This is a genomic window from Sphingopyxis sp. KK2, assembly GCF_001990265.1.
In the GTDB taxonomy this organism is placed as follows: domain Bacteria; phylum Pseudomonadota; class Alphaproteobacteria; order Sphingomonadales; family Sphingomonadaceae; genus Sphingopyxis.
Genome location: NZ_LYVN01000151.1, coordinates 1 through 9,170, shown reverse-complemented (window position 1 = coordinate 9,170; position 9,170 = coordinate 1). Strand labels below are relative to the sequence as shown.

The window sequence follows — 9,170 nt, the reverse complement described above, 5'->3', positions numbered from 1 at the left end:
GCCGCCGCGACCGCAAGCAGGCTCGCGAGCATCACCATGCCACAACCGCCTGGAGCGCGATTGTTCGCCCGATCGCATTCGCCTGTTCGGGATCGTAACCGATCGCCGAGCCGATGGACTGGAAGCGCGCATAGGGCGGGTCGCTGTCGAAGAGATTGTTGATGCTGAGCGCGAGGCGGAGCGACCGTCCGCCCGGATCATCGGCGCCGGCGATCCGCGCACCGAGCTGGAGGTCGACCGTCGTCCAGCTCTTCACCCGTTCCTCGGGGGTAATCGTCCGGTTGCGATAGCTCCCGACATGGTTGACCGCGACCCCGCCGTCGAAGGCGCCGAGCGTGAAGCCAGCGCGTCCGCGCAGGCGCAGCTTCACCGGGTTGCCGAGCGTGCCGACGACATTGTTCGGCGCCGCGGTTTCGATGAGCCGGTTGTCGATCTCGAACAGCCTGCTGCCGCCGAACGACAGGTCGATATGGCCTTCGCCGATCGGGCGGCTGTAGCCGAGGTCGAAATCGAGCCCGCGGACGCGTGATGAGGAGAGGTTGCGCGTCCGGACATCGATGATCGCACGCACGTCGCCCGGCGCGGCGCCGATCGCGTTCGAAAAGCTCGGATCGGCGAAATAGGCGGCGACGACGGCCGGATCCGGATTATCCTCGATCAGCGGCGCGTAGATGTCGCGCGCGACGAGGAAGTTGCGGAATTCGGCCGATCCCGACGCGATGCGGCCGCGATAGTCGATGTCGAACCAGGTCAGCGCGAGCTTCGCGCCGGGCAGGAACGCGGGCTCGAAATCGACCCCTGCGGTCCAGCTTGTCGCTTTCTCGGGTCCGATATCGGGCCGGAAACCGAACAGCGCGAGCACGATCGATTGCCCGGTCGGCGACGCCGGATCGGCAACGCGGATCGCCTGGTAGCGGGCGTTGGCCGTGCCGACGAGTTCGTCGAAGAAGGGCGCGCGGAACGAGCGGCCGTAGGAGGCACGCAGCGCGAGGCCGGGGAGCGGCGTCCAGCGGATGCCCGCCTTCGGATTGGCGGTGTCGCCGACGTCCGAATAATCTTCGTAGCGCCCCGCGAGCGAGAGCGAGAGTTCGCCGGGAAAGCTGCCGTCGGCATCGAAGACGGGCAGCGCGAGCTCGGCGTAGAGCGAGCGCACGATCCGCTTGTCGGGGAGCCCCGGAATGCCGTCGGTGCGCGGCGCGGTGCCGACGAGGTCGCTTGTCTGGACATAGGTGAGGCGGTCGCGGCGATATTCGGCGCCGAGCGCGAGCTTGGCCTCGCCCGCGGGAAGTCGGAACAGCGGGCCATCGGCGCGCAGTGCCCCGGTCCAGACGCGGTAGCGCGTATCGACCGCGAGGCTGCCGCGAAGCCGGTCGATCAGCGCCGGGTCGTTGACCGCGCCATCGCCGAACGGATTGAGCGCGGTCGCGAACGTCGACGCCGCCGCGGCCTGCGGCAGGCGCGTGAAGTGGATCAGGTTGACGCCGTCATAATGTTCGCGCTGCAGGCCGTAGCCGCCGGCGACTTCGATCTCCCAGCGCCCGACGTCGGCCCGCGCCCCGAGCGCGGTGTTGAGCGCGCGGACTCGGCCGCGCACGCCTTCGGGCCCGAAATCGGCCGCGGGATCATAATAGACGGTGATCGGCTGGCCGGTGCCGATCGGGTCGACATAATAGGGGTTGGCGGCGGTGACCGTGAGTGGGATCGTTCCGTTCAGGCGGCGGCGCGCTTCGAAGCGCCGGTCGGCATAGAGAGCCCGCGCCAACAGCTTGACATGATCGCCGATCGCCTGTTCGGCACTCGCATAGAGGCTCGCATTTTTCTGCTCCGGCAGGATGTCGACATGGCGCCGCCCGTCGCCGCTGTTGAAGTCGGCGCTCGGAATGAGGTCGGCGGCGCTGAGATCGCGACCGTCCTGCCCTGCCGGGATATGGAAGCGGCGGCCGTTTGCCGCGACGATCGTGCCGGGATTGTTATAGTTGGAGCGGAGGTCGGGGCCGCCGAACGGCCGGAGATCCTCGCTCGCGAAGGCGCGCTGGGTCGAGGGCAGGTTGCCGCGGTGATAATATTCGCCCGCGACGACGAGATGGCCCGTGGCCCAGCCCGTTCCAACGATCTGGCTGACCTGAATTTCGCCATAATCGCCATCGGCGGTGCCTGCGCGAAGCCGCGTCTCGGCACCGTCGAAGCGATTGCGGAAGCGGACGTTGACGACGCCCGCGACCGCGTCCGACCCGTAGATCGCCGACGCCCCGTCGGTGAGGATTTCGACGCGCTCGATCGCCGCCGACGGCACCAGCGACAGGTCGGCGAAGGCGCCCGAGGCGCCGCCGAGCGCCGGGCGCGTGCCGTCGAACAGCGTCAGCGTCGCGCCCGGGCCGAGGCCGCGCAGGTTGATCGCCGAGCCGAAACCGATGTTGCTGAGGCTGTTGCCGCGATTGCTCATCCCGATATTGGCTTCGGTCGGGCCGCCCGAGAAATTCTGCGGGATCGTCTGGATGAAGTCGGCAAGCGTCGCGCGCCCGCTGCGGTCGAGCGTGTCGCGGTCGATCGTCGCAAGCGGCGAGCCGATCGGACCCGCGCCGCGAATGCGCGAACCGGTGACGATAATCGCCGGGTGGCTCGCCGCGTCAATCGAAGCTTCGTCCGCCGCAGCGCCGTTTCCCGCACGGACCACGAGCCGGCCTTCGACGAGCTCGGCGGTGAGGCCGGTGCCGGCGAGGAGACGCGAGAGTGCGGCATCGGCGGTCAGGCGGCCTTCGACGCGGCCGCTGCGCTTGCCCGCGACGAGGCTCGAGGCGGCGACGATCTCGCGGCCCGAGATCGCCGCATATTGGCGCAGCGCGTCGCCGAGATCCTGCGGCGGAATGGCGTAGCTGCGCTGGGCTGTCTGTGCCTGCGCCTGCGCGGCCGGTGCGGTTGCGGCCAGGATCGCGCCCGACGCCAGCAGGACCGCGAGATATTTCGATGTCATTCTACCCTCCCGAATGCGGCCGTCATTGGCCGTCCGGGGGTGCAGAACACCGGGGAAGGGGCTCACCCCCCTCGCGTGCGTTGGGGGTGGATTATTTCTTCGTCAGGACGATTTCGCCGCCTTGTTCGCTTGCCGCGAGATCGAGCGCCACCGCGAGCGTGCGCGCGAGCGAACGGCTGTCGGTGACGTCGAACCGGCCCGTGACCTTGAGCCCGGCGAGGGCCGGGTCGGCAAGGCGGATCGGCGCCGCGCCGGCCTTGTTCGCCGCAGCGAGGACTGCGCCGAGCGGCAGTTCGTCGGCGTCGAGCAGCGTCGCGGGCACCGGCGATTGCATCGCCGTCACGAGCTGTGGCCCGCTGGCGATCACGTCGGCGGCCTGGCCGGGGGCGAGCCGGAGGCGGTCGCCGCCGGCGCGCGACCGCACTTCGACCGCGCCCTTGATCAGCGTGATGCGCGGTGCGGCTTGCCTGAGGTCGATCTCGAAGACGGTGCCGAGCGCGACCGTCTCCGAGCCGCCGGCGACGACGACGAAGGGCCGCGCGGGGTCGTGCGCGACATCGAAGCGCGCGCGGCCGCCATTGAGTATGACGCGGCGTTCGCTGTCCGAGAGCTGCGGATTGACCCAGGCGCCGTCCATCAGGGTGACGGCGCTGCCGTCGGCGAGCTTCAGCTGACCCGGCAGCATCGGACCGGCGGCGATCTGCGGCGTGTCGCCGCGGCTTTGAAGATAGAATGCGAAGCCGATGGCGAGCCCGATCGCGGCGATTGTCGCGACCGCCCAGCGCAGGCTTCCCGGCGCATTGCGTTCGCTGCGCGCTTTCGCCTCGATGCGCTGGCGCGAGGTTCCCGCGGAATAGGCCCAGTCGTCGACCGCGCGCGCATAGGCCTCGGCATGGCCCGGCGCGGCGCGCCAGGCGTCGAACGACCGCCGGTCGGCATCGCTCGGGTCTCCGCGCATCCGGGCGGCCCAGTCGGCCGCCTCGCGCTGCTCGTGCGTCACGATTGCGCGTCTCGCGCCTTGCGGATCGCGACGAGGGCTTTGGCGATATGCTTTTCCACGCGCTTGACCTTCATGCCCTTGATTCTTGCGATCTCCGGATAGCTCAGATCGTCGAACCTGTGCAGCAGGAATACATCCCTTGTGGCGGGAGCGAGGCGCGCGATCGCATCCTCGACGCGGCGGATCATGTCGCGCGCCTCGAGCGCAGCGTGCGGATCGGGGCCGGCGATATCCTGCTCCTCATAGCTGTGATGCAGCGCGTGCAGATTGCGCACCCCCGAGCGCGCACGGTTCTTGAGGATGCTCCGCGCCGCGGCGGCGAGATAGGCGGCGGGGGCGTCGAGCAGCCCGGCGCCATGGCCCTTGGCCGAGAAGACGCGGCGGAAGGTCTCCTGAACGAGATCGCCGACCTCCTGCGGGGGGACGCTGCGCCGGAAGATGCTTGCAACGAGGGGGCGCTGCGCCGCGTAAAGCGCCTCGGCGCGCGCCATGCTGCCGAAACCCGCCCAGTCGTCGGGCGGCAGCGGATCGGCGGCATCGAGGCCGCGTCGTCCGTCCTTCTCGCTGTCGTCATAGTCCATCGCGTCCGCCTTCGAGGAGGCAGCGACGACGCCGGAAAGCCGGGCGTTGAGAACAGGTCGAGAAACCCGCGCCGCCGCCTTTGGCCCGAGGGCTTGGACATGCGCAGACGGCCACCCGGCAGGATGGATAAGGATATCGCTCTCGAACGGAGTTCTCACGCTCCGGCATCCGGCGCTTCGCTGCCCGATGCCGGACCAGCATAACCGGCTGTGCCGTAAGGGCAAGAGTCTGCCGGGAGACCGCTCGACTATGGACGGGATTCGGAAGGGGGCGGGGAGCCGGCCCTGGACTCGGCTGTGCTCGACCAGGTCGGTCAGAGGACGGAATTCACAAAGTCACGGCTGATGAGCGCGGCCCGAAAGGAGCGCGCACTGGCGGCGGCAGGCGCCGCCAGAGGTCGCGCGTCGCACGGTTGGCCGCGCTGCGCTCTTGGGCTCGCTGGTCTTGGCGCGGCGGCGGCTAAGCACAGCTGCGCGCGCACGCCGCCGCGCCTGCGGCTCGCCAAGGGCGCGAGTTTTCAGGCCCTTCGGGCCGGGATCGAGGCCGATCGTTTCGACATCGCCGCACGGCGCCGTTCGGGGCGCCGGAGTGATGCGGTGAATAGGCCGACAAACCCGGGCTGAGGACGCCGCGCTGCGCGCGGCGGCGCTTTGGTGGGCCGGCACCTCGGACATCGGCGCGGGCGGCGCACGGCCTGTGGGACCGCCCGGCGCCCGCGCAAGCCCGGCTTCGCCGGGCTCCTCCACTTCGTTCCGGCCGTGCGGGTGCGCGGCCGCCTTGCTGGGCGGTCCCCTGACCGTGGATTCGCCGCCCGCCCCGCTGTCCGGGGCCGGCCGCGGCGGATTTTGGTCCGAAGGAGACGCACCGTGAACGCATTCCCGCAATCCTTGGGCGAGGCCGCACCCTCGCGAAGCCCCGCGCGACCGGGCGACAAGGGCGCAGACAGCGCGGGCGGCGCGGCGACGCGCGGTCGTTCGCGCGGCAAGCGCCGCAACGGCGACGGGGCGGGCGGCGCTGCGCCGGGGGTGTCGCTCTATGACGAGGTAACCGCGCGCATCGTCGGCGAACTCGAGGAAGGGCGCATCCCGTGGGTGCGGCCTTGGGACGCCGCCACCTTCGCGCCGGGTCTGCCGCGCAACGCCGAAACGCGGCGCAGCTATTCGGGCATCAATATCCTCATCCTCTGGTCCGAAGCGGTGCAGCGCGGTTTCGCCTCGCAAGGCTGGCTGACCTTCAACCAAGCGCGGCAGGCGGGCGGACAAGTCCGCAAGGGCGAGAAGGGCATAACGATCTTCTACGCCGCGCGCTTCACCCCGAAGGGCGGCGAGGACGGCGCAGCGGTGGCGCCCGCTTCCGTCCCCGAGGGGCGCGGCGGCGCGGGAAGCGCGAGCGGAGAGGGGGGCGACCGCTCGATTCCGTTCCTCAAGCGCTTCACCGTGTTCAACGTCGCGCAGGTCGAGGGCCTCCCCGAGCGGTGCACCGCGCCCGACCCCTTGCTCCTGCCGCGCGAGACGATCCCGGTTGCCGAGGCGCTGCTTGCCGCAAGCGGCGCCGATATCCGCATCGGCGGGGGCGAGGCCTATTATTCGCCGTCGGGCGACTTCGTCGCGCTGCCGCACCAGCAGGCGTTCCGCGCGCAGATCGACTTTTACCGCACCGCGCTCCACGAACTCGGCCACTGGACCGGCCACGGGTCGCGGCTGGGCCGCGACCAGACGGGCAGCTTCGGCAGCGCCGCCTATGGCCGCGAGGAGCTTTGCGCTGAACTGGCAAGCGCCTTCCTCTGCGCTTCGCTCGGCATCGCGCCGACCGTCCGCCACGCCGATTATATCGGAGCGTGGCTCGCGATCATGCGCGCCGATACGCGCGCGATCTTCAAGGCCGCGAGCCTCGCCTCGAAAGCGGCGGACTATCTGCTCGGATTTGTGCCGGATGCCGCGCAGGGCGCGGCGGCCGCCGCCGAAACCGCGCGCGGCGGGGACATGGCGCGCCCCGATGCGACGGACGAGGAGGCGGGGCAATGATCCTGCTTCCCGCGCATCTGCGCTTCGCGCTCAACGCCAATGGCCTGACGGGCCGCATCCACGCCGCGCAGGATAAGCGTTTCGACCCGCGCCCGGTGGTCAAATTCTTCAATCCCATCGGCGCGGCGACATGGCTCGCGACCGAGATCGACGAGGACGGCGATACGCTGTTCGGGCTGGCCGACCTTGGTTTCGGCTGTCCCGAACTCGGCTGTTTCTCGCTCCGCGAAATCGAGGACGTGCGCTTGCCGCTTGGCCTCGCCATCGAGCGCGACGAACATTTCGAGAGCCTCGCGCCTTTGTCGGTCTGGACCGACACGGCGCGGCGCTCGGGGACGATCATTCAGGCCGAGGCGGCGCTGCGCCGCAAGGCGCGCGATGCGCGCGCTTCCAATTCTTCCCCTTCGCCGAACCCCGGCGCGGGCGAATCCCCGGCGCCCGAGGGCGAGGAGCCGGGAGAGCATCCGGCGCCGCCGTCGGCGGCGAATGACGAGCTTCCGCCAGACTAGGCGGCAAGGCGAGGCGGCGCGCCTTCGCCGTCAGGCCGGTTTCCGGGGGCATTCCCCCGCCCATGGAAGTCCCGGGCGCGGAAACCGGAAACCGGCCACCCCAATGAATGGAGTGACGACATGAAACTCGATTTTATCCCGCTCGACAAGCTGTCGGTCGATCCGGCCAATATGCGCGCCAAGGGCCGCGACCCCTATGTCGGCGATATCCTGCCGAGCATACGCAAGCGCGGCGTCCTTATTCCACTGCTCGTCCGTCCCGGCGCGGAAGAAGGGCATCACCGCGTGACGGCGGGTCGGCGGCGCTTCACATGCGCCAACATCGTCGTCCGCGAGGGCGGCCCGGCGCGCCCGCTACCCTGCGCCATTCTCGAAGAGGAGGACGACGCCGACGCCATCGAGGCATCGATGCTCGAAAATCTCGCGCGCGTCGCGCCCGACGAGGTCAGCCAGTGGGAGGCGTTCGTCAAGCTGGTCAAGGCGGGCCGCAAGGTCGAGGAGATCGCCGCCGACTTCGCTTTCGAGGTGCCGACGGTGAAGCGCATCCTCGCGCTCGGCAACCTCCTGCCGCGCATTCGCTCCCTCTACCGCGCGGGCGATATCGACCAGACGACGGTCAAGCAGCTGACGCTTGCGAGCAAGAGCCAGCAGACCGCCTGGCTGGCGCTGTTCGACGACCCCGACGCCTACTGCCCGAAGGGTCTCAATTTGAAGGGCTGGCTATTCGGCGGCCATGCGATCAAGGCCGCGCACGCGCTGTTCGACGTCGAGGAAGCCAAGCTCGCGGTGATTGCCGACCTCTTCGACGACGAAAGGTTGGTCGCCGACGCCGACGCTTTCTGGACGCGCCAGATGGCCGAGGTCGAGGCGCGCCGCGCCGCCTATATCGAGGACGGCTGGAGCGATGTCGTCATTCTCGAACGCGCCCCGCGTTTCCATCGTTGGGACCATACCCAGACGAGCAAGCGCAAGGGTGGCCGCGTCTATATTGAGGTGCACGGGACCGGCGAGGTCGAGTTCCACGAGGGATTTCTGACCGACAGGGAAGCCAAGTCCCGAGCCAAGGCCGAGGCGGGACCTGTGACCGAGAAGCCGGGGCGCCCCGAGGTCACGAGCTCGATGGGCACCTATATCGACCTGCACCGCCACGCGGCGGTGCGCGCCGAACTCGCGAAACATGGCGGGGTCGCGCTCCGCGCGATGGCCGCGCATATCATCGCGAGCGCCGACCATTATCGCGTTGAGGTCCAGTCCTATGTCTCGGCGAAAGACGAGGTGCAGGAGAGCGTCGAGACGTGCGGCGCCGAAGTGATGTTCGACGAGCGCCGCCGCGCGGTGCTTGGCGTTCTCGGCTTCGACGGAGAAGACCTCACGGTCACCGCGCGCCGGTCGGGTCACCGCCAGTTCGCGCCGATCTTCGCGCGGCTGCTCGAATTGCCCGATCCGGTCGTCCTCGAAATCCTTGCCATCGTCATGGGCGAAACGCTCGCGGCGGGCAGCGAGGCGGTCGAGATGATCGGTCAGTATCTGGACGTCGACATGGCGAAGCTCTGGACCCCCGATGCCGCATTCTGGAACCAGATTCGCGACAAGGAGGTGCTCGGCAAGATCGTCGCCGAGGTTGCGGGCGATGACGTCGCCGCCGCCAATTCGGGGCAGCAGGCGAAGGTGCTCAAGACCATCGTCGCCGATCATCTGGACGGCGCGAACGGGCGTCCGAAAGTCGAGGGATGGGTGCCGCGCTGGATGCGTTTCGCGCCGAGCGCCTATACCCCGCGCGGCGGGGTCGGGAGCGTCGCGGCGCACGATCGGATGCTCCACATCATCGCCCGCGCCGCCGAGGCCGACGCCATGCGCGAAGCCGAGGCGGCGGCGGTCGAGGCCGAGGCGGATGCCGGGAGCGGCACCGCGACCGAGGCCGATGCCGATACCGGAGATGCGGGTGAAGGCACGGCGGCGGACGGCGACACCGCGCTCGCGGCCTGACTTGATGGGAAGGGCGGCGGCGCGCCGCCCTTCCTCTCGCTTGATCCTGTTGCTGCCCGGAGGCCCGGCGCGCCGCCCCTGACGGGGCGGCGCGGGGA

At 69.7% G+C, this 9,170-nt stretch carries 6 protein-coding genes; 3 read left to right on the top strand and 3 right to left on the bottom strand.

Features of this window, described 5'->3' with window-relative positions; all coding sequences use genetic code 11:
- Window positions 1–31: 31 nt before the first annotated feature.
- The 3 genes from B1A78_RS18420 to B1A78_RS18410 all read right to left on the bottom strand — a co-directional run bounded on the left by B1A78_RS18420 (window position 32) and on the right by B1A78_RS18410 (window position 4,552).
- Window positions 32–2,971 carry a TonB-dependent receptor gene (locus B1A78_RS18420; RefSeq protein WP_077148363.1) on the bottom strand — a complete coding sequence of 980 codons (2,940 nt, stop codon included), beginning with the start codon at window positions 2,969–2,971 and terminating at the stop codon, window positions 32–34.
- A 91-nt stretch (window positions 2,972–3,062) separates the two neighbouring features.
- Window positions 3,063–3,971 (bottom strand): FecR family protein, encoded by a 909-nt coding sequence (locus B1A78_RS18415; RefSeq protein ID WP_077148362.1) that lies wholly within the window; start codon window positions 3,969–3,971, stop codon window positions 3,063–3,065.
- The gene (locus B1A78_RS18410; protein WP_051908344.1) at window positions 3,968–4,552 is read right to left on the bottom strand and encodes an RNA polymerase sigma factor; all 585 of its coding nucleotides are present in this window, start codon (window positions 4,550–4,552) and stop codon (window positions 3,968–3,970) included. The genes B1A78_RS18415 and B1A78_RS18410 overlap by 4 nt, the downstream gene beginning before the upstream one ends.
- A 1,026-nt stretch (window positions 4,553–5,578) precedes the next feature.
- On the opposite strand from B1A78_RS18410, the gene B1A78_RS18405 reads away from it, so the two are divergent.
- From B1A78_RS18405 to B1A78_RS18395, 3 genes are all read left to right on the top strand, one after another.
- Window positions 5,579–6,577, top strand: coding sequence for an ArdC family protein (locus B1A78_RS18405; protein ID WP_144037897.1), 999 nt, complete (start codon window positions 5,579–5,581; stop codon window positions 6,575–6,577).
- Entirely contained in the window at window positions 6,574–7,086 is a 513-nt protein-coding gene (locus B1A78_RS18400) for a DUF2958 domain-containing protein (protein WP_077148360.1), read from the top strand. The genes B1A78_RS18405 and B1A78_RS18400 overlap by 4 nt, the downstream gene beginning before the upstream one ends.
- Before the next feature lie 120 nt (window positions 7,087–7,206).
- A complete protein-coding gene (locus tag B1A78_RS18395; RefSeq protein ID WP_077148359.1) occupies window positions 7,207–9,072 on the top strand; it encodes a ParB N-terminal domain-containing protein in 1,866 nt (621 codons plus the stop codon).
- Window positions 9,073–9,170 lie beyond the last annotated feature (98 nt).